Here is a 26,309-nt window from a genome sequence, read left to right as displayed (position 1 = left end):
GGTCTTTGTCTGACGAGGCTTCATAAAACTCACCCATTTCTGCAACTTTTTGGGCCTTATGGCGTATTTATAGCAAGTTTTAGGTATTAACTATCGTATAAAAACACTTTTTATTCAAAGGGTTGCAAGCTATTCAGGGGCGACTAAGTAACGCTATTCTGGAACGTTCACAGTTTAACAAAACTGATAATTAAGGCTTCCGCTGAAAACAGCCTTAACTATCAGTTTTTAATATCGATTCAACACTATTTAATATCTACTCGACGGTTTAAATATTGACCGTTTTCCGTTCTATTATCTGCTATAGGCGCCGTCTCGCCCTTAGAAACTTTGATTATGTTATAGGGAGTATTGGGGTGTTGTTGCATATAATTTGATACAGCAACTGCCCGATTGGCAGCTAAGGTAAAATTATACTGTTTGTCACCTGTGTTGTCCGTATGCCCTTCTAAAACGACTTTATTTGCATACTTCATACGCTGTAACAGTTGATCCAATATATAGCGAGACTGCTCCGTTAGATCACTACTGTCAAAGGCAAAATGTACACGCGCCATTACACCATCTTTAGATAACGCTTGGTCACCTTTTGTCATGAGAAACTCGGCACATTCAGTGCTAATCCCACCTATATGAACTAACTGATCTTGGATAAATTGATAAGACGGCTCAATTGGCAATGGGTCTTGCACATATGAGTGACTACCTTGATTTATATGGACCCTCGTACCTTGCCCTACAGTAACAGAGCGTTGGAATTCTACGCCATCATTATGGCAGTAATAACTCAACGCGTTTGCCAGAGAAGCAGCGTGTAGCATCGCTGAAGAGGTTAATATACCTAGGGTACAAGCAACACTTAATCCATTAAATTTCATCACACCAACCTTACTATAATTGAGCTTAACGTACCAAACTGCCAACTTCTTCCGAAATTAAGCTGAGGATTTTATTCTTAATATCTTCGGTATCTGTTGCAGAGTACACTCGATCTTGCCCTACGCAAGCGGCCATTTGTGGGTTGCTTGAGACACTGTAATCAAAACCAATCGCGGCCAGCTCGGCACGAACATTGTTACCGTCCACAACCTGAGCGCTTAAGTGATCAACAATTTCAGAACAAAGGCCCGCATTGATTAACTTATCTGTAACACTGCTGCGAGAGTCTACACCATCAGAAAGAATGATAATCAGTCGTCTTGGATTTGTACCTGTCTCAGCAATCTGAGCGGCGCGTATCAGGCCTGCATATGAAGCCGTACCGCTGCCATCGTTAGTTGGAATGTTAAAACGGCTTGAGTTATTAACAATACTTTTAACATTAGGAAAGTCGCTGCTTAACGGTATGGTCTCAAATACCGAAATATTCGTCACTACATCATCATCATCAGGTAAGTTATGCTGATGCGATGGGTGATTTAGGTTAAAGATATTATCGACTGTTTCAATAGCATTAATATCACTCGCGGTAAATATAGCATGCTGATAAAAATCTCCATTGTTTTTTCTACAATCACTCGTTAAATTGTAATACCCTGGATTACACACCAGATGATGAGCAAAGAAGCGATTAGTGTATTCCACTGTTTGCATTTCTGTGATGTCGCGGCAACGTCTACCCCAGCCCCAGCCCCAGCAATCACGACCAACGACAACTTCCTCCTCTACTTCGTAAGTTCTATTTTCAGAAGTATAATAATCAAACCCAACCACCGATATGGTATTAACGAAACTAGGGTTCTGGTCATTGTAATGCTTTAACTCATCAGCGATTTCATCAACGATATCGTTTAGATCTTTAAACTTACGCTGAGCACCTCCGGTCCAATTGTTATACATTGAGGCAGAGTAATCCGATACAAGCACCACATCCACCGCTTCAGAAAGACCTTTCCTTGCTAAAGCCGAGCGCCCCATGGAAAAATTGTCACCATAACTCAAAGTGGAGCCATTGTTTTTTTGAAACAGGGTTTCTCGCTCTACATTTACCTTTAAGTCATATTCAAAAAAACGTTTTTCGTCCGCTCCAGTTCCCTCTACCTTCGGCGTTTTACTTGATGTGACGGTAATTTTGTCTGCTTCTACATCGCTAAAGTAATCTTGGATAAAACGCTTAGCCGTCGCCTCACGCTCAGTTCCTTCATCGGAAGCCTCTGCTGCAACTGCTAACACAGCAACTTCCATAGCGTCGGTAAGCCGAGCATCACTTTGCAACATGCGTGCACCATCCGTCGCCCATACGAATAGACCAAACAGGGCCGGAAAAATCAAAACGAACATAAGCCCGGCATGACCAGACTGTCGCATTGCTGAATGGTTAAATTTCATCCTGTTGCCTATTTAAATGTCTTACCGCTTCACGCTAATAAGATAGTGTGTCTGATTAAAGTTAAACTCTATTTATTATAGCTCTGATTGTTTTTTGATCAAAGCTATTGTGGGATCGACGCTAGTCACCGTCCTATCATAAGCGCGCTGCTTTGAACTGTCTCTTGCCCTTGGCTAAACCAACTTGGTACTTCATAGCAAACCGTCAAACGGTATAATGAAGCCCTACGGCCCCATGAGGTCATGACTGACATATCTCCCGTTAAGGGCGCTTTAGCAGAACAAGTTAACGCCCCACTAGTTTGCTCAACGGCACCAGATTCCGGTGTCCAAGTTTCTAATTTTACGCCGTATTTGCTGACATCAAAGCTGTTCGTCATGCGCTCAAAAGAGTTTTGCATAATACTGTTTAACTGGTTAAATTCAGCCGTACTCACCGTTAAGCTGTCGGGATTAAATAAAGCAGTACGCTCTTTAAGTAAACTCACTCCCGAATAGACCAACCTATCCAATTTACCTTTTGTTGCGATGGTAATAACGGAGTCACTACAGAACGCTATGGCTGTGGCAAAAATAACGCCAACAAGAGCGAACTCCACCATAAAAGTACCAGCTTGCTTAACCCGTGATACCGGAGGCTTACGACTACAGTACTGCTTCATCCAATTAACCTCGCTGATACTCTTGAATTACAATCATTTCTCGAGCAAAAATATCGGTACTATTGCCGAAGAAGCTTGAAAATATAGGTTGATACTCGTAGTTAATACGGTAGATTGCGATCGGAGCACCAATCGCAGTACCGCATTGATTTCCTGATTTCGTTGTGGGACATACTGAATTGAGCGTCGCCAAGTCACTGTAACTCTGTACAAACTGAATACTGGTTTTGAATCCTTCAGGTGTCACTAACGCACTCCAAAGACTGTCCTGCTGCCCAATAATAGTTTGAAAATCTTGGTTGAAATTCGCTTGATTCTGATCGCTTAGGTCGTTAGGGTTTAGCTTAGCGTAGTGGGTTGCATTAGAAATAAGCACATCCCCCATCGCTGATACATAAGAGACATAACTCATTTCAGCCCAGAGCAAGCACATTCCCCAGAATGCAGCAAACCCCATTGCAAACTCGAGTGCCGCGACCCCTCGTGTTGAGGATTGGTTAAATTGTTTACGTTTAACCCTGTTTGTCATTTTTAGCAAACTCATTACGCCCCTTCCCCTCTTTGCAGTTGAACTGCAATTACTGTTCAACTGAATTACTGTTCAACTGCAATTATTGTTGCATCAGAATCCAGTGTAATGTCTATTAAATTTCCATGATGCCGAAATTGCGCCACGGGAATATTTAGACCGCCCTCACGTTCTAGATTATAGTTGCTCAATGGAACAAACTCCCATTTTTTAGCGCTGCTTTTTTGTTGTTTTGACGACGCAACGAGCGGCTGAGCATAGTTATCCAAAGGTTCATTTATTTGCACCACGTCATTAGCCTGTTCAACAGCAACCGGTGCACTGAATTCTCTTTTAATACCTAACACCGAGTTAGAGAATGCTTGCTTGTCGGCGATAGGTCTTTTTTGTTGGGTGTTACTTAAATTGATAGGCAAAGGGATTGGTTGTGGCTCTGACATTTTCGTAGCAGGCACAGAACGATCATAACGTCTTTCTATTCCAGTCAATTCTGAGTAGGTGTCCCTAGCTTCTTGCTTCGACGTTTGGACCAATGTGTTTTCATGTGAACGTTGATATTGAGGTGTCACTTGTGACAGAAAAACACTGCCAGGAATATCAGTCGCCTCATCGTCGATTCGCTTCTCTGTGGTGCTGTCTAACCCAGACTCTGACTTTTTAATCACCGGTTTGCCACTAGATTCCGCATGAATAGGAGCATGATTCACTTTAGGAGTGGCTTGAAGCAATGGAGTTGAGGCGGCATCATCTGGGACTGTATTTTTTTCAGACGGCTCTCTTAATAACTCTCTTTTTTCAGACTCAAATTGAGTTGCTCCTGTTTTTACAATCAATTGATTCTTTGCGATTGCAGGGAGGTCATTAGATTTTCGAGTGATAGTCGATTTCGATGTTTTCGTAGCCGGTTCGCTTGCCCTTAGATTTTGAAAAATATCAAATAATTCTGCATCACTGTACTTATCTGCGTAGAGTGATTTTAATGTTTCAAAACTGCCAAGTTTCGCAACAATGATCGCTAGGTTTGCCCTTAATTTCGGATCCGCTTTGGAAGGGGTGTTGATGTAAATTGGCATTAAACGCGCTGCTGCTTGTTTAAAGTCTCCCTCTAACATGTCTAACAAAGCGAGGTTATTTTTAACGGCAAGATCATCATACATCAGCTCACGAGCGTGATTAAATGATTCCCGAGCTTGCTTTAGCCTACCTAATTCTGCTTGCGCCACACCGAGCATATTGATTGAACGGGCATCGTTAGGTGATTTTTGTACCGCCACTTCTAAAGATCGAAGCGATTGTTCTAATTTGCCTAGTTTATATTGAGCGACGCCTTGTAAATAAAAGGCTGTACCATCTGCTTTAGAGTTTGTGATAACAGAAGCTAACGTAAAAAGAGCAGATTCATTGTCATTCGAGTCAATGTAAGCTTGAGCCAATTTTAAACGCGTCGAGATAGTGTCTCGTTTTTTTAGCTGATTTTTGTAGTACTCTGTCAAGCGAGGGTAATTTTTTGATTGCACCAAAAAGGTCTCGCTGGCAGGTGAATCAACAGATAAATCTGTTGAACTCGGCCCCACAGCACAGCCAGTTAGCCATAAAACACTAACTGCTAAAAGCCATAATTTAGCCATTCATCATCCTCATTATGCCTGGAGCGGCGATCAAAATCACAATTGGAAACATGACAAAAAGTATCAAAGGCACAGACATTTTAGCTGACAGTTGTCCAATTTTTTCCTCTAGCCCTAGCATTTGAACTTCTCGAATTTCAGAAGATAGTGTCGTTAATACCGTATAAATGGAAGTGCCGTATTGTAAGCTTTGATTCAATGTCATAACAAAGCTGCGCATTTCATTAGTCGGCACTCTGGTATGTAACTCAACAAGCGCTTGCTCAATGCCAATAATCTGAATACGATCGTTTGTCTTATTTAACATATGCCCTAAATCTTTATCAAACGACATCATTTCTTTGCTGAGATAGCTCATCGAGGCTTCGATCGTCATACCTGTTTGTACACAAACCGCCAGTAAGTCGATCATATAAGGTAACTTATTTGAAATTTTTACTCTTAAACTCTTCGCTTTGGAGGATAAATAAGCATCTGGGATAATTAATACGACAACTACCCACACTGCAGCAATCACCATTAGGTTTACAGGTTTCCAGCTCTGTTGCTGCGATAACCAATAAATAATACCGCCCCCAACAAATAGAGAAAAATACTTAGTTGGCATGTAGTACAGTGCTAGTTGTTTGTTGTATATACCCGCCTCAAGAAACTTCTTTTGCATTTCAGCTTCAGTTGAGGAAAACGTTGCTCTTAACCATCGGGCGATAAACAAAAAGCCTGACCAATGAGTTTTAGACTGTTTAGACTCATCGTAATACATCAACCAACGAAGTCCTTGGCTTTTTTGCTTATTTTTACTCAGCAGTATCAGTACCAATAGCACATAGAATGCCATCAATAAAATTACAAATTTTATATCGGAAAACAGTTCAACGAACACTTTTCATTAACCCCCATATGATGCCAATACCAATCACTTCACTGGCTAACATGTAATAGAGCAGCAAGCGACCTTGGGAGTCATTCATAACAAAATCGAAGTTCTCAGGACTGAGGAAGCGCATCATGACCAAGAAAATGAAAGGGATCGCACCCACAATTTTTGCGGATGTACGTGCTTCGGATGTCAGTGCATATTTTTTCTTTTCTATTGCCCGAATATTAAACATTAAGCCATTTAGACGCTGAATAATGTCCTTAAGCTGACCACCACGCTCCATATTCGCCTGGATCGTAATAACGAAAAAGAAGAACGTTGGATAAGGAAAGCGAACACAAGACTTGCGAAATACTTCTTCTGGCGACTCACCAAGTTGTAAACGCTTCCCCATAATTCGAAACTCTTCCGCTACACGCCCCTCTAATACATCCCCCACATAACTGATAGCTTGTGTAATACTTTCCCCCGCAGAAACGGCGCTTGTAAGCATATTCAATGCAACAGGGAAGGTCTCTTCGAACGCTTTCTGCTGTTTAGAATGAAGCCAGTTGTAACCAAAAAAACTGGCGACTACCACAAAAATAACGGCGATATAAATGTAATTAGTTTGTAAGAAAGTATCGTTAAAAAATTTAGCACCAAATAATAATAAGGCAAAGAAAACAATAAGCTTGATCTCACCATTTTTGCCAAGTAGATTCAGTAAACCCAACCACTTATTCATCACTCGATCGAGAAAAGTTCGTCCCGAAAGGCTCTTCATATCGACTAATTGTCGACGAGTATTAGAAAGCTTGGGCCGCTCAGTCCGAGAGTAATCATTCAAATAATCAATGAGCTTCGCTCGTTTCGTTTGGCGATTAAAAAATAAAAAGCCTATGGTTCCTAATACAGCTAGAAAAGCGAAAAAGCCTAACATTACTTTTTCTCCTTTTGCTCCAAGCTTTTAAATGCCCCAATCAAACGATCCTCTAACCCAAAGAATCGCGCTTTCTCAAACAACACCGAACGCTTCATTAGGCCTGCTGTTTCAAAGCTGCCTTCTAATTTACCCTGTTCACTTTGATGATAGGAAGGTTGAAAACGAAATATTTCTTCTAGTATAACACTGCTGCCTTCCAAGCCGACCACCTCCGCGATACTCATGACTTTACGCGATCCATCATGTAATCGGCTGATTTGAATAATAATATCGACAGCACTGACAATCGTGCGCCTGATGGCTTCTAGAGGAAGGTTGTTAGTGGCCATCATTACCATGGATTCTACACGTGCCAGAGCATCACGAGGCGTATTGGCGTGTAAAGTAGACATAGAACCATCATGGCCGGTATTCATCGCCTGTAACATTTCGAAAGCTTCTGCACCACGACACTCCCCTACAATGATACGATCTGGACGCATACGCAATGAGTTGATCACAAGATCTCGTTGTGACACCACGCCGGTATTTTCAATACCAGCCGTCCTTGTCTCAAGCCTTACCACGTGAGGCTGTTGTAGTCTTAGTTCTGCAGCATCTTCTATGGTGACGATTCGTTCATTTTCAGAGATATACTGAGACAAAGCATTCAGCATAGTAGTTTTACCTGAGCCAGTACCACCGGATATAAGGATGTTCAAGCGGCATCGAGCGGCGACCATCATGACTTGTGCCATTTCTACACTCATAGCGCCAAATTCACATAACTTTTGAAAGTCGATACTTTGCTTTTTAAATTTACGAATTGAAATTGAGGTGCCATCAATAGCAATTGGCGGGATAACAATGTTTACACGGCTGCCGTCTGCAAGTCGAGCGTCACAGGTCGGTGAGGAATCATCAACACGACGACCTACACGGGATGCAATTCGCTTAGCAATTTCCAACAATTGCTTTTCATCTATAAAGTCTACGTGGGTTCTTTCAACAAGACCATTACGCTCAATGAAGACGTTTTCATGACCATTGATCATAATATCACTAATGGTGTCATCTTCCATTAGTGTTTGAAGGGGCCCTAACCCTATTAACTCATTAACTAAGTTTTTAACAAAATCTTGGCGTATCGCCTTAGGTACGGATAAATTTTCACGATTTATAAGCAGATCAACAGCACTGGTTAGCTGCTTTCCTAGCTGTTCCTTATCAAGGCTAGAGATAACATCAGGATCAAGTGCATCAAATATTTGCTTTCTTAAACTAACATATATCGCTTTTGCTCCAATCATATTGTTGCCCTACTTTTTATCCGAAGAACCAAATGAGAAAAGAGAGCGCTTAGTTTTTTTAACTTCTGTACTTTCACCTAAGACAACTGAGGTTAGCTCTTTTAGCGGCTTGGCGGCTTTTAAGGCTGTTTTAGCAATTCGTTTATCATCTAAAATATAAAACGAAATTTCTTCACAATAAGGTATTTCGATATCAATTTTTTGTTTTAGAAATGCTTCTGCGTCATTGAGAGAAAGCGTTTGAGCTTTCTTAGGTAACGTATTATTCATGACTAAAATTAAACGCAGTGAATCACTTTGATTAATTTTTTGGATTTTTTCTCGCATTCGTGCGGCATCACGAACGGATGATACCGTTGGCGACATGACCAAAACAATACAATCACATTGACCAATAAAGCGATCAGATTCAATACTAAAACCTACCGAAGAGGAGCAATCTTCGATAATAAAGTTCACATCACTGGCTAACAGATCCACGACGGCATTGGAGTAGTCAAGCAGAGAGCCGCTGTCGAGGTTATCAGATGTCAGTGATAGAACCGATAGTAAGCTGTTCTGCCGAAAGGTAAGAGATTGTGCAAAAGACTCATCCAGTGAAGAAATATCACCTTGCTGTACTTTGCGACGCTCATAATCTCGAATACCCATCATGATATCGAGGTCACCTGTACTGTAATTTTGGTCAACCACTAAACAGGACGATTTTTTGTGGGCACTTAGTAAGTAAGACAGCTCTGCACATATAAACGTCGCCCCAACACCACCTTTCGCACCAATAACACTTATATATTTGGCGCGACGGTTTTGGCCAGGGCCTCGGTTACTATTACGTTTACGGTTATCGTTAACACTGCGAACAAAGTCTATTAGCTCTTGCTTAGTAATAGGCCAAAATAAGTAATAAAAGCCCATCGCTTTTAAGTTACGAATAGTTGAAATTGCGTCTTCACTACCAATAACAATGACGGATGCATGGTTAGGAAGTAAATGACTGACAAACTCAGCTTCTTTGCTGACATCAGAGCTATTATTTAATTCAACAATAACGATTTCTATATCAGACTTTCTTACGTATTCTGTAATATCATCTTTTGTATTTTTACTGACCGTTGGAGGAGCAACACCTTCAAATCGATACGCTTCTTCAACCAGTTTTTTGCATTCCTCTGTTTGATAGAAAAGAACCGTACCTATTTTTTCTTGCTCGATTTCTATATCTGCTTTCTTGTTCTTCTTTAATGAATCAACTAAATCAAACATGACTAATCACTCCTGTGTCTGCTTAAAATTTGAAAGCATCCTTTCCGGCGTAACCATGCTTTTCCAGCGGGCATTCTCAGTAAAACAACCAACATCTGATAAATAGTAATCTTGCGATTTCGATTGTTCGCAAGTTTTATCTGCTACCAGATACTGAACGACTTTGATTTCAAAATCGAAATACGATGTCGTATCCATACTAATTTCTTTAATATCTATGTAGTTAGGTGCGACCCCCATAGATAAAAGGCTCTTCACAGCAAAGTCAGCGAGCTTTTTGCTATCTTTACCGGACCAGCTAACCATGATCTTTTGGGTAACTAAAATATCAGCATATTCTTCTAAGTAAATATCGAGCTCTTGCTTAGCACTTTCAAGCGATGTTTTATCAACACGCAATGACAGAGCATGAGAAACAGGAAATATTTCTATTGCTGGGCCATTTCTCGTGGATTCAGAGGATGCACATGCCACTAAAAATACACTCGAGATAACCACAACGAATTGCACTATCTGGCGATAAGAAATCATTGTTTAAATCCCCCTGTAGCCAGTATATCTTCACTGATTTTTTTGTTTGTAGCCCTAGAGCTTTTAAATCTAGAACTTTCGGGCAACACAAAGAAACGTTCAGCATTGGTTGTTCGCTGAAAAGTAGGCAGTTTAATATCTTCCGTTGCTATTGGCTTGACAAGATTAACCGTCGCAATGATCAACAGTTCTGTCTTATTACGCTCAGTTTCTGTGTAGCGGAATAAAGACCCTAAAATTGGAATGTCACCAATGTAAGGCACTTTACGCAATAATTCTCGCTCTTCATTATTAAGCAACCCTCCCAGCACAAAACTTTGCCCATCTCCTAACTCTACCGTTGTGCGTGCTCTACGTGTTTTAAACGCAGGAATATTAAAGGTAGAATCACCATACTGGGTATCTATCGAACTTACTTCTGGCTGCAAAGAAACGCGTATTTTATCGTCGCGCATAACCTTCGCCATCATCTCTAGACGAATACCAAATTCTTTATATGTTATTTGCACTTCATCATTCAGAACAGCAGATATAGGCAATTCACCACCCACTAGGAAACTGGCGGTTTCACCGGATATAACAGAAAGATTTGGTTCAGCAAGAATTTGCCCAATTTCATCATCATTAATTGCAGAAATAGCAGCAAAAATATCGTCACTAGTAAACCCGTTCAACACATTTGAAAAAAAGCCAATGTTTGAGGAGCTACTGCCGAACTCAAGACCAAAGTTTTGCATTAAACTATGGGAGACTTCTGCTACCGAGATCTTGACATTGATTTGTTTGGTGGTGGCCACCTCTATATTGTTAACCACACCAGGAAACGTACGTTTTCGCATGAAATCCATTGTGAGTGACTGCCCCCCCACGTTCCATTGTATATCTTGGTTGTCTGACGCTTTACCTAACAGCTCACCCACCAAAATATAAATACCGTCACGTTCCTCTTCTGTTGCAACAACGCCACTTAGAACTACTCTATCCCCTAAGTTATAAAGCGAAACTTCAGCGTTAGGGTAGAGCATGTCAATATTTTGCTGTAAATGCACCATACTCTGATTGACGACTAATTGCCTTTGAAGCAAAGTATCACCATCATCATTAAAAAGGACAACCGTTGCTTTACCAACACTACGACCAAAAACAATGATTTTGTGCTTGTCTATGACTTGGTAATCGGCGATTGCAGGATCTGTAATGAAAACAGATCCAATTTCTTGCTCAGTCTTGAGAATATTAGTTTCTCCTTCTGACAAATTTATCAGATTTTGAGACCAAGCTAATGAACAACAAAACAGACACAATACTGTTGTAAGTACTCGAATCATCATATAAGTATATCCATCCTTATTGAACAGTTTCACTACGAGCACGTAATTCACGAACTGATTTATAATCAGACAGTATATCTCCTGAATCAGCCGATAATTCGAACGCAGACGTTTCGCCATTGGAGAGGTGAACTTCAACTTGAGCGATGTTTTGAGCAATAGTCAATTTTGCGACTTGCTTTCGAGTAAGCTGCAGTATCAATGTTACATCCTGAGGCTCAGGTACAGATTCAGCTGACTTTTTGATATTGTCTTGGATATTGGATTGAACTTTAGGTTTTTTGACTTGAAGAACTTTTATTCCAATAAACAGGGGAGCAATAGAGACGCTAGACAGATCTCGGATTTGGGGTCCATTAACTAGATTTTGTGTTGATGACGTCATCACCAGTAAGTCAACAATTGAACCAGACTCAATTAGACCACCGAGAAGAAGCTTTTTCGACACAGAAAGAGGGACAGGAACATAGCCAGAATCAATAACTAAATTAAAGTAACCATCTTGGTTTGGAGTGACAATATTCTCAGGCATGACAGGCGAAAATTTTGGTATGTTCGTTTTCGCCACCATCCCTTCAACAAATGTAATGTCTATATCTTGTTTAATTCCAAGCTCGAATGCATCCGCCTCTAGAATTTTTTCAATGCGAAGATCTTCCCTCGACACTGCATCACCCACCAATATGTCATGTTTGGCAGTCCATATGACATAACGTGTTTCGGGAGTCTCTACCGCAGCTAGCAACGAAGAAGGTGCTGGAGTATCTGGCACAGAGGATGCTTTAATGTACAAGATCCCTATTAACCCAATGCCCAATACAACTAGCGACACTATCATGAAGAATCTTGATCGCATTTATACATCCTATAAATTGATACTAAACCAGTCCATATAAGAAAGAGCAACGCATGACCAACCAGATATAGAAATTGGGATTGCGTAAGGAATTCCCTTTTCTCTAACAGCAGATAAGTTGGTAATACAGCCATAAGCCCAATAAATTAAGGCTAGTAGACAGCCCAATAGCACTGTAGCGTACAACAAAAGAGGTATTAGAATCGGGTCAACACCAAAACTCAACACAACTAATAACTTAGTATCGCCTGCACCAAGCAGCCTAAATGAGAACAACAACAAACCTGACACTAAAATTGCCACACTATAAGGCAACACATGATAGTTAGGCACACTAAACCATGTGAATAACAACAACATCGATAATATAATCAGATATTTATGCTTAACTTGCCTGTAGCAAAAGTCTTCTATTGAGATCTTTGTCAGCAAGACAAAGACCCCAAAAAGAAGTAGATAATATATATTAGCCAAGTATTAAGAAGGAATCTTGCCTCTTAATGTACTCATTGCTCCTTGCAAGGCGTCCTCTAATCCGCCATCAGTACCAAAAACTGCAGCAGCAATACCTGCAATAGCAACCGCTACAATTGCGTATTCAATCGCGGTTACACCTTCACGATCGGCCATAAACGCTTGCATTTTAACAAACAGCTTAGTCAACATCTTAGTTACCCCTTAAACTTTAAATTAGTAGATATTGGATGAATCTACCCAATACCCCAATTTTAGCACATTACAACAATTCAACTCATTTTTACTATTGATATAAATCTAACATCTCTAGTAGAGCATGGAAATAAATTAACTGCCCTGAAGCTATGACTTTATACGCCAAATGAAAATGAATTTGTATCTTATAGCAACATATAATCCTCTAGAATAATACCTATATTGTGACCTTCGTCAATGCACATAAAATGCGCAAAACAAACTGTTTTGTAACTTTACGTAAACAATTAGTTAGCGAACGTATCATATTCAACAAAAATTTCAGACTTTTCATATCACTTAACGGTACACAGCAACGTTAAAACAAAAAAGCCAGCTTATATACATAAGGCTGGCTTTCAGAAGTAACGCAATGAGTTGCTCGCTAGTTGTGGCGAACGCCCAAAGCATCCAATGATTCAAAAGTAATCGCACCGACTGCCAAACCACTCTCACCCTGAAACGCTTGCAACGCATTGATGGTTTTCTCGCCCAGCATGCCATCTACAGGCCCAGGGTTATAACCATTTCTGTTAAGTTTGACTTGCAGAGTCATAATCAGGGTCGCGTTTAAATCACCATTACAAACCGCCTGACGCATCACCATTTTCGGCTTTCCTTGGTAGGATTTCATCTGCATCTGACGAGTTTGAGCTGGGACTTGTCGAGGATTAGCGCTGGCAGGTTTGACCACTTCATCAACAGGTAAGTCTTCCAGCTTCGGCGCTAGAGAAACCTCTACGACACGAGCGGGTTGATCAATCACCCACTTGGTGACGGTTTCGTATTTTGCTGGCACCACCTCAACTTTACTTTGTTCAGGCTGGACAAGCACTTGTACTTTAACCCACTCTTCTTTTGCAGGAACTTCTTTGGCGCAAAACGCAGCGGTTCCACCGAAGGAATTACATTGCTCGATCACGGTACGCGCTTCTTCAATAACCACACGTTTTTGACGCTGCTCATAAACAGCAGGTACTTTCACAAATCGAGTGGTTTCAGGTCGAACAAGCACTTGCTCAGACACGCGTTTATAGGTCGCCGGTTGTAAGCGATACGTCACTGTCCCCTCGCGCGTCACAACACGCTTGTAACCACGTTTAATCTCAGCAGGGGTTACTTCAATGGTTGTGTGAGAATCTTTTACCGTCACAGCCACTGTTTTCTCGACAGCTCGAGGTTTGATTTGGCCGTAAACCCAACATTCACCAGCGTTTACCTCTAAGTCTGTTGGCGAAGGCACTTGAATTGGCTGCTCCATAGCCAAATCAGCTTGAGCATAAGAAAATGGCATGTACAGGGCTAAAGCTGTTAGCACTGAGCCTAATAACAAGCGGTTTTTATTCGTACTCACAGGCGTTTCCTACTATTTTCAAGTGCGTGCGTCGGAAGCAATTTTTTATATCCACCTAATCACTTCTTAACAGAGTCATTCATACATTGGTTTTAACAAATCTAAACAATAAATGTAAAGAAATCATAAACTGTCGCTATTATGGACACCCTTGTATGAGAACTCAAGATGCATTAGGCGTTTCGTAAACCTCTATCTCAACACGTCGATTAGGCGCTAGGCAATTGATCAACGCTTTATCCTTTTGCTCACCTTCACAAACAACGATGGGGCGAGTTTGGCCGACCCCTTTCACTAATACATTGCTTTTTTCAATGCCTTTAAGAAGGAAGCGCTTGGCAACTTCTCTCGCTCTAAGCTTAGACAGTGACACATTCGCTTCGGCATCACCAATCACATCAGTATGCCCCGTTACAGTGATGACTGGCGAATCATAACGCGTAAGCAAGTTGTCGATAAAACGATCTAACGCTTGAATGCCATTTGGACTTAAATGGTATTGGTTAAAACTAAACAACACATCACTTAACAAAGTGAATACTTCCGCTTTTTGCTGGTGTGCAGAATCTAAGCCATTCGTGCTTTGTTGGTATAATAAGTCACATACGCTTTTACGCCAATCCGACGAACGAACTGTATTCGACTTATCGAACTCGATACGATATTGACACCCCATAAAGGCATTCGACGATGTAGGGATGCTGACGTTGTACTCCCAACGATAACCATCATTTAGATGCTCAACACTGTAAGGTGTGCCTAATAGCGCATCGACATCTTGTTTAGTAAGACCCTGTTCAATGGTCGATAAAAACATCACGATGTCTTGCGCGCCTTGATCCTGAACCAATTGCTGATCAAACTGCGCGGCCGATGTAATCGCATCGTCATAGTCCACGGACTTTGCCAGAGCGCTAGCTACATAAGCACCAATCAACATCATAAACGGCAACACGCCAAGTTTTTTCAACATTGCACTCCTCTTGACCATAGCCTCATAACACTTATTAATCTGTTAAAACATGATGAGCTAGGTTACTAAACCTAACGCATTAGTGCACTAAGAACTGAACAAATCAAAAAAAACCGTGATGTCATACATCACGGTTTTTTGGGGCTGACAATATTAGAACTTAGAAGTCGCTGTGATTCTGCTCCTGCACTGGCTGAATATCAGGGTTATCCATAATCACCACGGTATCGTTTGCAGGGGTGACCTCAGCGGGCTCTGTTACAGCTTCTTCCGTTGCCTGTTCAGTAGCTGGCTCTGGCAGTGGGACTTCTTCTGCTTCTGGCTCGAATATTTCTTCTGCCGCTGGCAGCTCTGTTTCCAGCTCTACGTCCGATCCCTTCTCTTCGAAGGCGTTTTCTTCGATAATGATGGCGTCGTCGGTCAGGAAGCTATCAAAGTTTTCTTCGTCTGCAGTCTCAGTCTCAGTCTCAGTCTCAGTCTCAGTCTCAGTCTCAGTCTCAGTCTCAGTCTCAGTCTCAGTCTCAGTCTCAGTAGTATCGTCGTCTGCGGCGCCGAACATAAAGCTGTCGTCAGTAATAATATCAGTTGCTTCTGGCTCAACCTCTTCTTCTACTGCCGCATCAGTCTCTTCAACTGCTTCAATGTCTGGCGTTTCTGCCTCGTCTGTTGCTGCTTCGGTTTCATCCGTTGCTGCTTCAGCATCGTCTGCAATGTCGGTGGCTTCCGGTAAGACGTCCTCCACTTCGGTGATGTTTTCGTCAACTTTACCGTCGGTCGTGTCATCAGACTCTGCTGCTGGCTCAGCCAGCTCTTCCGATGATACGTCGTCTAACACTTGCTCAAGGCTTTCTTCGGCGACGACTAGCTCTTCTAGGGCATCACCAAAGTCTGCTTCATCAAGCTCGGTGTAGTTGACCAGCATGTCTTGGACGTGCTCCATTGCCGTCATAAGCTCTACTGGCGTAATACCTTGATTAACCAATAGATTATTAACGTCATCCATGCTCGCTGAGTTTAAGTTCAACGAAGTCGAAGCAAGGGCCTCGCGCGATGCAGCCGATATTTGGATACCGCCAGCGGTGTTGCCTTCGCTGTCCAGTGACTGTAAGAACACAGCCATTTTCTGTACGTAGTCATTAGACAGGTCGGTACGAGACACATCCGCTAAGTCTTGCAGGAAGACATTGCCACGCGCCAGGTCGTCTGCCATCGCGGTACCTATCAATACACCACCCACACTAAAGGTAACGCTGTCACCGTTCTGGTAACTAAAGCCACCTTGAGCATCTGTGTAACCCGTCATACCTGAGGAGGTCTCGTAGTACATGCCTTCAACGATGCCATCGATGATGATGCCATTATTCGCAGTTCCTTCCGGATTATCTGTTGTATCCAACGAGCTAAACAGTACTGGCGCCGTCAAGCTACTTGCATCACCTGAGATAATATAGTCATCAGCATCGGCCGTAATGTTATCGTTCCCTGCGCCAGCAATGATCAAATAACGTCCACTGCCTGCCACGTTGATCGTGTCATCATTGTCGCTGCCCAGTTCTAGGGTATAGGTCGTGCCATTGAAGGTTAGCTGCTCGATATTGGTTAGCGTATCTGTACCCTCAATCCCTGAGATCGTTAGTTCTCCAGAGCTGACATCGTAGCGCATTTGATAAGCGGTAATATCTGAGCCATATATAGCGGTATCATCCCCTGCACCGCCAACAATGGTGTCATTACCGGCACCAGAGTTTACGGTCGCACCATCTGCTGAGGTCACGATAATAGTATTATCTTCGTCGCCGGTGGTGATTGTTTGGCTTTCATCCAAGCGTAAGTTGAAAGTGTCTGTTGAACCTAGTTTCAACGTACTTGTTGGCAGACCAGTTACGCTGTCCACCGTTTGCACCGTTACGTTCACATCATCATTAAAGGCATGATAAAGCAGTTCAATATCGCCGATCTGATCATAAGGCACATCGGTAATGGTCCATTTATCATTGTCAAAGCTCGCTTGAGATGCGTCTAGCACTGTGCCATTTAGGCGGAATAGTGCGGTATCGTCTAGCGCTACATTTGCCCCTTCAAACGTGACCATTAACGTTTCTGAGCCATCAGTATCCGCCACGTTGGCGTTCAGGTTCAGTGCCGTCCAAGTGTACTCATCGCCAAAGGTTTTAGTGGCTTCCATATTCAGTAAGTCATCCGCCACTGGATTGAAGTCAACTTCGAGATTAGGCCATGACTGAGCGGTTTCCTTACCAGACTCGCCAGAAGTAATCGCTAAACCTACCTCAATCGTACCCGAGAAATGCTCTACCGCCGCAGTGCGTTGAATACCAATCGTTTCTAGATCGACGATAGAGTTGACATTAAAGGTGTAGTCGTAAAGGTAATCGCCATTAGCGTCCACACCGGATATAGTGCCCGTTTGCACAACACCATCTAGCACAACTTCAAAGCCTAAAGGTACACCGCTAAGCGTGGCTGAGGTGATGCTTTCACTGTCATCTCCGAGTGCCACATTATCCCCTAGATCTAGCAATGCTATGCCATCTTCATCACCCGCCATGATTGGGTCAGGATTAACCAACCCATCATTCACAGACTGCACCGTTGCCGTGACTTCATCCGAAGTAAGCCAAGTTGCCGTATGATAACCAGAAGATTGCGGATTTTCTTGCGTTAACGCCCAAGCTTTAATGCTAACTTCATTACCGTGCTGATTCGCTGGCGGTGTGTAAGTGATGGTGATGCTGTTACCAAAGTTAGCATCAATAACGATATAATCACCTGCAGGAAGTGCATTCGAAGGCGACTGACCGTCTGTCACTTCGTTAGCATTGATCGTTGTAGTGGCTAGTAATGCACTGCCATTTAATGTAAATACCCCTAGATTACCACCATCCGTACTCACCGTCTGAGTCACTTGAATATACAGCTTGCCATCAACCAATATTTGGCGTGGGTCATCTGCAGCGTTAGTCAAATTGATAACAAAGTCCGTGGCGGTATCTTCTTGTATTGTTGAGCCTGTGATAGACAGACTACTTTCATCTGTAACCGGCGCAATCTTAAAGCTAGCATCGTCTATCGGGTAGCTATTGTGTTCATTTAGACCGTAGGTCGTAATGGCAATATCAAAGTCCACCGTCGTTGGTGTATTAATGTTTTCATTACTATCTGGCGTTATCGATAACTGACCTAGTGAAGCCATTACGTCATCTACGTCACCTTCACCTGATAGTGTGTAGTACCCACCGTCTTCGTCAATATACTCGGCACCAGATAAAGAGGCCCCATCGAGGTTTTTAATAGTAATAGTGTATTTACTGCTATCACCTGACGTATCGCCATCCTCTACCGTTACCAATTCGTCTAATGTACGCGCCGTATCTTCGACAAAATCGACATCGTTGAGCGCCACGACAAGATCCATTGGATCGGTTGGCGCAGGATCACTGCCGGTACCGTTATCACCAAAAGTATTACCATCAATGACTAATTTAAATGTCACGTCATTCGATAACGTATTGCCGCCATTATCTTGGTGACTCACACGAATGGTAATATCCTGTTCAATGTTCGTATAGGTCTCACGGTCCACAATAAATCTAATGCTATTGGTTTCACCCGTAGCATTATCAATCGTCAAATCATTATTAATGTCTACACGCCAGCGCCCTGTATGAACGGAGTCACCATTACTGTCGGTAATGTCACCTAAGTACGTACCACCTTCAATATCAATGCCTTCAGGCACACCATATAGCTCAACAGTTTGCTTTATGCTTTCTGAGCCATCAATATCTTGGCCATTTCCAGAGCTGCCTTCACCGATCATATCATCAGCAATAAGCGTGAAAGGTACTTCAAAGATCGTGTTGTCAGTCACCGTCACTGTTTTCGTGCCAGCATCGTAGGTCAGGTTACTGTTGCCATCGCCATCAACATCGATAATTGTGCCTAGATTTAGGGTCGTGGTATCGGTCACTGCATTGACTGTGACATTGTAGGTCGCCTCCACGTAATCCGTAGTAGGCACCGTTCCATCGTAACTATCGCCTGTTGGCGTCGTGTCTGTGTACGGATGATCTCCCGCTGGCGTACTGTCCGAAACGGTATAGCGGAAGTCAAAGGTATAGTCTACATCGCTGTCGTGTAGACTATCTTCGAAACGCGCCGTCACTTGCTCAACGGTATTATTCGTGACGTCAAGTTGCACCCATTGCGCTGATCCGGCGCTTGTTTGTGTTAGCGTTCCATGATTTTGCGTAATCAGTTCGATACCTTCCGGAATAGACTCCGTATTGATCCATACCCCTGTTAATTGTTCGTTCGGGCCACCGTTCGCGGTGAAAGTAAAATCCAATACTTGGTCTTGGTCTTCACTTTGAGTCGCACTGTTATTGACCGTGCCTTCAGCTTCCGGAGTGACTAAGACAGATAAGCCAATGTTAACTTTGTCAGAATCCCCTTGGGTGTCACCGCTTAGATCGTCGTCTTCGACCGTTTGCAGGTCTAAATCAAAACCAACCGTACCATTAAAGTCTGTAGGGATATCTAGGTTAGCATTACCAAAGTTCGCAGATTCAACAATCCACTCTGTCGCCGTAATTTGAGTAACGCCTGAGCCACTGATACCAAAACCAGCATCCACTTGATCTTGAGTAAGCTTAATCGTTACAAACAAACCTTCTGAGTCATCAACACCATCGATGTCTGCAGAGCTAAAGTTTGGTTGATCATTAACAAACAAATCCTGTAACGAAACACTGGCAGTGCCTTCGTGCACAATGGCGTTGTAGTCATGAGGCTGACCGTTACTATCTGTTAGAGAAACAGTATCCGTTGCGTCATGGGTCGGCGTATCGGCGACCCCCTGCACTTTTACGTTAATCGCAAGATCTTCTACAGAGGTACTGGTGTTACTACCATCAACAGAGTATGCGTCCATCAATAAATCAACATCGCTGTTATCGTTATAAACAGGAATGTATTTGAAGTCAGCGTCGTTATCAAAGTTATCAATGGTCAACTCCCATGTGCCATCGCCAGTATTTGTATCAGCTGGTGTGACTCGGTAGTCATTGTCATTCCACTGTCCATTGTTATCAGCGGCGCCTTTTCCATAAGCGCCATCCCCTTTTTCATACAACTTGCCATCGTAGTAAACGGCTGCACCATCAGGGATTTTGCTTAAGATAATCGTCTGCGACTCGGAGCTATCATCATCTTCTGTGGTGACTTTCACGTTTAATTCAATACCGTTAGCAGCACTTGCATCATCCGCGGTACCATCCGCATTACGCCCAGCATCTTCGTTGCCGAATGACTGTTTGATCGCGACGGTGACATCATCCGCCACTGGATCAATGGTAAAGGTTAGGTAAGACTCACCGCTAATTTGGGTATTTTGCGTATTTGGATTATCTTCGTCGTGATCAACCGTTTTCGCTTCCACTAGAATTTTATGCTCACCCGATAAGTTTGGCGGCGCAATAAACTCCAGTGTGTTCAAGTATTCTACTGGGATTTCCACTCGTCCACTGGTATCAGTCTGCTCCACCCAATTATTACTACCGTCCTTGTAACGATATTGAGAGCCAGTAATAGGGTTATTACTGCTATCCATAAAGGTGAATAAGGCAAAGGTTTGCTCAGAGTTGGTCTGTGTATGGCTATTGGAGTCATAGGCAAGATCAGTATCGTCTTGGTTCGTCCAGCTATCTTTCAGGTTAAAACCATTGTTTGTTCCGAGTGCAAACCAGACAGGTGTATCCGTACCATCATCACCATCTTCCAGCGGGCTTGAGCCATAGGCGTGGTCAGGGTTAATGGTTAAGTCGGACGTATTGTCACCGTCAGTATCAGTTGCATCCTCTACTGTGTCATCGCTGTTTGTAACTTCTGCAACCGGTGTAACAGCAATTTTTAACGTATGACTAAAAGTTTCAGTATCCGTAGTATAAGTTACATCGCCCGAAGACGTCGCAACTGAGTCCTCCACGGTGACATCTACTGACAGGTCAATATCTGAGCTGCTGTGAGCTGGCGGAGTGAGTGTGTAATTTTTAAAATTCGCTAAGCCGACATCTGTCACGTCAACGGTGTAGTCATCCGTACCGTTACCCGTCAACACAGCATTTCCATTATGATCTTTTAACACCCAGCCTAGCGGCAGATCTTTGATGACCACTTGAGTAATACTTTCTGAACCATCTGTATCTTTTAAAGCGAGTCCCGAAAAGGCTTTTACTGCGGTGTCTTCCTGAGTGCTGCGGTCAGGTAGATTTACATTATCAGCATCTGGGCTGACATATAGGTTTAACGTTACCTCGTCATAGGTGTCATAGACAGTTGTATTACCAGTCATCGTTGTACCTGTTTGTGAAGCATCGCTGTGACTTGAATCCGAATCATCGTCATGGGCAATCAGCTGGATACCGATGCCTTTAATATCACCACTAAAGTTTTGTGGCGGTTTGAATTCTAGATTTGGGATTTCTTTGCCAGATAAATTAAACGTGTAGCCATTGGTCGCTTCGGAAGCTGTAATGGTATGCTCACTACTACCTACTTTGATGGTTGAGCCTTCGGGCAGACCAGTCAATTTGATGCTGTAGGTCTCAGACGTGTCGTTATCATTGACGGTTTCACGCAGAATATCGTCAATATCAAACCAAGTGTCCTCATCCATTGTTTGTGAGTACACTTTATTATCAGAGCCACCTTCATTGTCTTCAACATCACCGTCACCAGGTGATGCATCACTATCATCAAATACTAATTCAACCGGATCGGTCGCGGCTAAGACATCGACTTTTATATCAACTTCTTTAGTAACACCATCAACGCCGTTTTGAATTACGCCAGCATCATTTACTTCATAAGCGGTAACACTTTGTTTGATCGTGAAGTTGCTGGCATCATCTTCCACATGGATAAACTTCAGATTCTCAAATTCTGTTTTAGTGAGCGTAATCGCGCCTGTGGTATCGATACCACTGTAATGGAACTTAGATTGGCCATCTTCACTTGGATCAATGTAGATTTTAATGCTGTTACCAGCATTCGCCGTGCCGTTTAATAAATCTGTACCATCAGCTTTCTCTATGATGACACCATCTGGAATATCAGAAAGAGTAATTAAACCAAAGCGCTCCGGCTCATCGTTTTCGCTATCATCTGCTGTTTCGTCCGTCGCATCACCGGAGGTTGGCAAAACAAGATTTAGTACGACTGAATAAGTGCCTTCTTGCGTATTAGCATTGTCTTCGACGATGTTTATATCGATATCTGATCCGTTAGGAGTATCCGTTACCGGAGTAACCGTAATGTTTACAGTACCAGTCGCCGTATCACCATCGTTATCAGTCACGGTATAAGTAAAATCTGGTTTGCCGCTGTAGTTTGCTTTGGGAACGAAAGTTAACGAACCGTCACCATTGTTGGTTAACACGCCAATTGGATTTGAGTGATCGCTATCATTTGAGTCGTATAAACTAATAAATTGGTTTGCATCCAGAATCTGGTTATCCGCGGCATCACCAGTAGGACTAATGGTGATTTGACCATCTTTGAAATCTTCATTAGAAAGCCAGAACGTTGCTAACGAATCCTCGTCCATGGTAACAGTATCTGGAGAAGCCTCAGGCAAGGAGTCATTAACCGTCACTGTAAACTCTTCGGTGGCACTGGTAGCGCCTTGATCAGTGATCTGATAGCCAAATGTCAGCACCACATCATCATCTACATCAGTAGTCGGGTGGTCGATATTTTGATACTGGGTATAGGTATAGCTATCATTGCTACCGCCCGGCGCATTTTTATCTAGAGTGATATCGAATACTTTATCGCTATCTGTACGGCCATTGCCCGCATAAGCCGTGATGGTATTATTATTGACGACATACTCAATGGCCGTGCCATTTGATGTCAAATTAGCGGGTGCAGTACTTGAGTAGTTAGTATCATCCGATGTAAACGTAGGAGCACCTACAAAGCTCAGCACATAGCCATCATCATCGGTTGATGCACTGATATTTAACGTTTTGGTTTCTGTAATAGTGCTCGTTGCACTACCGACTACAAATTTGTCTTCGTCAACGTAGGCATTAGTTGGATCACCAAGACTAACGCTATCTTTAATCGTTCCTGTGGCGGACGTTTTATCGCCATCTTTATTGCCAATGGCGATATTTTCATAGGTGTCTTGATCTTGGCTGATGGCTGTTATTGTCGCGGTATACGACTCATCACCTTCTTCAACAAAATCGTCTTTGGAAGTATGCGTAATCGTCGCGCTACTTTGCCCTTCGCCAATGGTAACCGCGACTGTTTTGGCCGTATCATTTTTAAAGTCAGCATCTACCGTTGCATCTGGATTATAGGTAAGTGTGATGGTGATGGTTTCACCGGTTGGGACCGTTACTTCATTACCATCTTTATCAACCAAGGTTACTGTATGCGTAAGATCATTGCCTTCAAAGACCGTAGGACTATCCTCAATAATAGCGTAGATGCTGTCTTCAGGGCCGTAACTGCCAGAATTGGGATCATCTGGATCCGTGCTGTTATCTGGTTCTTCTGTACTGGCTGGGTTATCGGTAATCGTGCCGGTGACACGATCATTTTGCGCATCAATGGCAACGTTTTCGTAGGTGCCATTCGACTGTGTGACACCGTCAATGTTGACCGTGTACTCTTCGTTGCCTTCGGCGAAGTAATCGTCTAACGCAACGTTAGTGATTTTGGCACTGCTGTTGCCACCCGTGATCGTCACACTGGTTTGCGCCGTGTAATCGTCGCCACTGGCTGGATTCGCGCTTGTGCCCACATAGTTCAAGCTGACGGTGATCGTCTCACCTTCTGGCACTGTCACTGGATTACCTTCGCTGTCTACAAGCTCAACCGTGTGTTTAAGCTCACCGCCTTCTGGTGCTGTGTCATTATTTACAATCCGCACATACACGGTATCGTCGGCACCGTAACTGCCAGCACTTGGGTCATCTGGATCGGTGCTGGTGTCTGGCTCTTCTGTGCTAGCCGGGTTATCGGTAATCGTGCCGGTCACACGATCGTCATCGGCATCAATCGCAACGTTCTCATAGGTGCCATTCGATTGTGATACACCACTAATGTTGACTGTGTACTCTTCGTTGCCTTCGGCGAAGTAATCGTCTAACGCAACGTTAGTGATTGTGGCACTGTTGTTGCCCCCCGCGATCGTCACACTGGTTTGCGCCGTGTAATCATTTGCTTCCGCTGGGTTATCGCCAGTGCCCACATAGTTCAAGCTGACGGTGATCGTTTCACCGACAGGAACCGTCACTGGATTACCTTCGCTGTCTACAAGCTCAACTGTGTGTTCAAGCTCACCACCTTCTGGTGTTGTGTCATTATTTACAATCCGCACGTATACAGTGTCTTCAGGTCCGTACGCCACTGGACCTTCTGGATCATTTGGGTCGCCCGTATACGTTGGTTCTGTCGGTGTATCTGGATCTTCCGTATCTTGCGCAGGGTTATCAATAATAGTGGTGGTCACCTTGTCATTGACAATGGATATGGCTGCGTACGCACGAGGATCGGAGTGGGTATAGTTGTCAATCTCAACCGTGTAAATCTCGTTACCTTCGGCAAGGTAGTCGTCTAAGGCATCTGCAGACACAGCCGTGCCTAATGAAATGCCATTCAAAGAGGCTTGAGGCGCAAAATCGTTGTCTCCCTGAACGATCGCACCCGAGCGCACTGCGGATCCGTCTGTGAAAGTGAAGTCAACCGTGCCCTCCTGCGAGTCTAGGCGAGAGTCATCGTTGAACACTCTTGTATTAGGGCTAAATGCCAGAGCGACATAATATACCTCACCACCCTCTGGCATCTGGTTCACTTGAATATAGTTACCATCACCGTCTTTTAGAGGCTCGCCATCTTCCCCAGCAGCAACAATCTTAATCAGCGTACGTGGTGGTGGATTAGGCAGTGGTTCAGGCTCTGGTTGCGGTTCAGGCTCTGGTTGCGGTTCAGGCTCTGGTTGCGGTTCAGGCTCTGGTTGCGGTTCAGGCTCTGGTTGCGGCTCAGGCTCTGGTTGCGGCTCAGGCTCTGGTTGCGGCTCAGGCTCTGGTTGCGGCTCAGGCTCTGGTTGCGGTTCAGGCTCTGGTTGCGGCTCAGGCTCTGGTTGCGGTTCAGGCTCTGGCACAATTAGCTGCGGCGTATCGTTAACCTCTTGACGAGCGGACACTTCCACTTCGACATCTCGAGTTTCGGTTACATAACCAGCGGTCACTTGACCTTCACCGGCAGTTCGTTGCTCTTCAACACCTTGCTGACTTGACGAGCTCAGCTCTTCCTCAGTTTGATTCGAATCACTGATAACTTGTGCACGTTCTTGAATGACCTGCTGCTGTTCCGCTGGCAATTGAAGATTTTGGCCGTCCGCACTTTGAAACTGCCCATCGATAATCGCTCTCTGCAAGGACTCAAATTGCCCTACAAGCTCATCAGGCAACCCTTCTAGAGCCTGAAGGGGAACAACGTCGTTATTTAGGGAGAATTGGGTATCGCCACCCAAAGAAATAGTTTTACCATCGATGGTTTCTACTGCAACGGTAGCACCCTCTTGAGTGATGATGGTTTCATTTAAATAAATTTGCGCGCCTTCCTCAACAACACGAACCTCCTGCGTATCTGAATTCAACACAAGAACTTCACCATTGATACCAATAACTCTACCCGCTGCAACAGCCATATCAGGCTCCCTCTAAATTAACTGAAATTAGACCTAATATAACAGGATAAAATAATGCTACTACTGTCCTAAAGGACAGTTTTTGGTAACACCAACCAAATCAACACTCCGAACACACCCTCACCCGCAATTGCCTACATTAACTTTCAATCAAGCGCCCTCATTACTGTCGCCTCCAAATTTCTTTAAAAAAACAAACAAACCTGACATAAATCAAAAAAACGCATACATTTTTACACAAAGTTACATTTACACTAATCTCTGTTACATAAAAATTTAAAATAACTACAATTGTTTCTTTCACA

The 26,309-nt window shown here is 43.3% G+C and carries 17 protein-coding genes; all 17 read right to left on the bottom strand.

The window, feature by feature from the left end:
• Positions 1-245 precede the first annotated feature (245 nt).
• Positions 246-878 (bottom strand): OmpA family protein, encoded by a 633-nt coding sequence (locus AYW76_RS15065; RefSeq protein ID WP_067222491.1) that lies wholly within the window; start codon positions 876-878, stop codon positions 246-248.
• Between the two features lie 25 nt (positions 879-903).
• Positions 904-2,328, bottom strand: coding sequence for a vWA domain-containing protein (locus AYW76_RS15060; RefSeq protein ID WP_067222488.1), 1,425 nt, complete (start codon positions 2,326-2,328; stop codon positions 904-906).
• Positions 2,329-2,453: 125 nt separating this feature from the next.
• Positions 2,454-2,990, bottom strand: a complete 537-nt coding sequence (tadF, locus tag AYW76_RS15055; RefSeq protein WP_067222485.1) for a tight adherence pilus pseudopilin TadF — start codon at positions 2,988-2,990, stop codon at positions 2,454-2,456.
• A 4-nt stretch (positions 2,991-2,994) separates the two neighbouring features.
• Positions 2,995-3,519: a hypothetical protein gene (locus AYW76_RS15050; RefSeq protein WP_067222502.1), complete on the bottom strand. Its 525-nt coding sequence runs from the start codon at positions 3,517-3,519 to the stop codon at positions 2,995-2,997.
• A gap of 65 nt (positions 3,520-3,584) precedes the next feature.
• On the bottom strand, positions 3,585-5,147 hold the full coding sequence (locus AYW76_RS15045) for a tetratricopeptide repeat protein (protein ID WP_067222483.1): 1,563 nt from the start codon (positions 5,145-5,147) through the stop codon (positions 3,585-3,587).
• Positions 5,140-6,030, bottom strand: a complete 891-nt coding sequence (locus AYW76_RS15040) for a type II secretion system F family protein (protein WP_067222480.1) — start codon at positions 6,028-6,030, stop codon at positions 5,140-5,142. Before AYW76_RS15040 ends, AYW76_RS15045 begins: the two co-directional genes overlap by 8 nt.
• Positions 6,020-6,949 carry a type II secretion system F family protein gene (locus AYW76_RS15035; RefSeq protein ID WP_067222477.1) on the bottom strand — a complete coding sequence of 310 codons (930 nt, stop codon included), beginning with the start codon at positions 6,947-6,949 and terminating at the stop codon, positions 6,020-6,022. The genes AYW76_RS15040 and AYW76_RS15035 overlap by 11 nt, the downstream gene beginning before the upstream one ends.
• Positions 6,949-8,241, bottom strand: a complete 1,293-nt coding sequence (locus tag AYW76_RS15030) for a CpaF family protein (RefSeq protein WP_067222474.1) — start codon at positions 8,239-8,241, stop codon at positions 6,949-6,951. The genes AYW76_RS15035 and AYW76_RS15030 overlap by 1 nt, the downstream gene beginning before the upstream one ends.
• 9 nt (positions 8,242-8,250) lie before the next feature.
• Positions 8,251-9,504 (bottom strand): AAA family ATPase, encoded by a 1,254-nt coding sequence (locus AYW76_RS15025; RefSeq protein WP_067222471.1) that lies wholly within the window; start codon positions 9,502-9,504, stop codon positions 8,251-8,253.
• Between the two features lie 6 nt (positions 9,505-9,510).
• On the bottom strand, positions 9,511-10,035 hold the full coding sequence (locus AYW76_RS15020; protein ID WP_067222469.1) for a hypothetical protein: 525 nt from the start codon (positions 10,033-10,035) through the stop codon (positions 9,511-9,513).
• Positions 10,032-11,366 (bottom strand): type II and III secretion system protein family protein, encoded by a 1,335-nt coding sequence (locus tag AYW76_RS15015; protein WP_197467838.1) that lies wholly within the window; start codon positions 11,364-11,366, stop codon positions 10,032-10,034. The genes AYW76_RS15020 and AYW76_RS15015 overlap by 4 nt, the downstream gene beginning before the upstream one ends.
• A 16-nt stretch (positions 11,367-11,382) precedes the next feature.
• Positions 11,383-12,204 carry a Flp pilus assembly protein CpaB gene (cpaB, locus tag AYW76_RS15010; RefSeq protein WP_197467837.1) on the bottom strand — a complete coding sequence of 274 codons (822 nt, stop codon included), beginning with the start codon at positions 12,202-12,204 and terminating at the stop codon, positions 11,383-11,385.
• A gap of 27 nt (positions 12,205-12,231) precedes the next feature.
• Positions 12,232-12,654: a prepilin peptidase gene (locus tag AYW76_RS15005; RefSeq protein ID WP_197467836.1), complete on the bottom strand. Its 423-nt coding sequence runs from the start codon at positions 12,652-12,654 to the stop codon at positions 12,232-12,234.
• Positions 12,655-12,699: 45 nt separating this feature from the next.
• Positions 12,700-12,888 carry a Flp family type IVb pilin gene (locus AYW76_RS19555; RefSeq protein ID WP_067222457.1) on the bottom strand — a complete coding sequence of 63 codons (189 nt, stop codon included), beginning with the start codon at positions 12,886-12,888 and terminating at the stop codon, positions 12,700-12,702.
• 430 nt (positions 12,889-13,318) lie between these two features.
• A complete protein-coding gene (locus AYW76_RS14995) occupies positions 13,319-14,287 on the bottom strand; it encodes a peptidoglycan-binding domain-containing protein (RefSeq protein ID WP_067222453.1) in 969 nt (322 codons plus the stop codon).
• Positions 14,288-14,450: 163 nt separating this feature from the next.
• A complete protein-coding gene (locus AYW76_RS14990; RefSeq protein WP_067222449.1) occupies positions 14,451-15,260 on the bottom strand; it encodes an OmpA family protein in 810 nt (269 codons plus the stop codon).
• Positions 15,261-15,420: 160 nt separating this feature from the next.
• Positions 15,421-26,004, bottom strand: coding sequence for an Ig-like domain-containing protein (locus tag AYW76_RS14985; RefSeq protein WP_067222446.1), 10,584 nt, complete (start codon positions 26,002-26,004; stop codon positions 15,421-15,423).
• Positions 26,005-26,309 lie beyond the last annotated feature (305 nt).

The sequence above is a fragment of the Marinomonas gallaica genome (genome assembly GCF_001639745.1).
In the GTDB taxonomy this organism is placed as follows: domain Bacteria; phylum Pseudomonadota; class Gammaproteobacteria; order Pseudomonadales; family Marinomonadaceae; genus Marinomonas; species Marinomonas gallaica.
Note: the sequence above shows the minus strand (reverse complement) of the source record. Positions and strands in the feature narration are given on the sequence as shown.

Bases quoted from the DNA above. Each gene is read 5' to 3' on its own strand.
- AYW76_RS15065 (WP_067222491.1), bottom strand. From the start codon at position 878: ATGAAATTTAATGGATTAAGTGTTGCTTGTACCCTAGGTATATTAACC.
- AYW76_RS15060 (WP_067222488.1), bottom strand. From the start codon at position 2,328: ATGAAATTTAACCATTCAGCAATGCGACAGTCTGGTCATGCCGGGCTT.
- tadF (WP_067222485.1), bottom strand. From the start codon at position 2,990: ATGAAGCAGTACTGTAGTCGTAAGCCTCCGGTATCACGGGTTAAGCAA.
- AYW76_RS15050 (WP_067222502.1), bottom strand. From the start codon at position 3,519: ATGACAAACAGGGTTAAACGTAAACAATTTAACCAATCCTCAACACGA.
- AYW76_RS15045 (WP_067222483.1), bottom strand. From the start codon at position 5,147: ATGGCTAAATTATGGCTTTTAGCAGTTAGTGTTTTATGGCTAACTGGC.
- AYW76_RS15035 (WP_067222477.1), bottom strand. From the start codon at position 6,949: ATGTTAGGCTTTTTCGCTTTTCTAGCTGTATTAGGAACCATAGGCTTT.
- AYW76_RS15030 (WP_067222474.1), bottom strand. From the start codon at position 8,241: ATGATTGGAGCAAAAGCGATATATGTTAGTTTAAGAAAGCAAATATTT.
- AYW76_RS15025 (WP_067222471.1), bottom strand. From the start codon at position 9,504: ATGTTTGATTTAGTTGATTCATTAAAGAAGAACAAGAAAGCAGATATA.
- AYW76_RS15020 (WP_067222469.1), bottom strand. From the start codon at position 10,035: ATGATTTCTTATCGCCAGATAGTGCAATTCGTTGTGGTTATCTCGAGT.
- AYW76_RS15015 (WP_197467838.1), bottom strand. From the start codon at position 11,366: ATGATGATTCGAGTACTTACAACAGTATTGTGTCTGTTTTGTTGTTCA.
- cpaB (WP_197467837.1), bottom strand. From the start codon at position 12,204: ATGATAGTGTCGCTAGTTGTATTGGGCATTGGGTTAATAGGGATCTTG.
- AYW76_RS19555 (WP_067222457.1), bottom strand. From the start codon at position 12,888: ATGTTGACTAAGCTGTTTGTTAAAATGCAAGCGTTTATGGCCGATCGT.
- AYW76_RS14990 (WP_067222449.1), bottom strand. From the start codon at position 15,260: ATGTTGAAAAAACTTGGCGTGTTGCCGTTTATGATGTTGATTGGTGCT.
- AYW76_RS14985 (WP_067222446.1), bottom strand. From the start codon at position 26,004: ATGGCTGTTGCAGCGGGTAGAGTTATTGGTATCAATGGTGAAGTTCTT.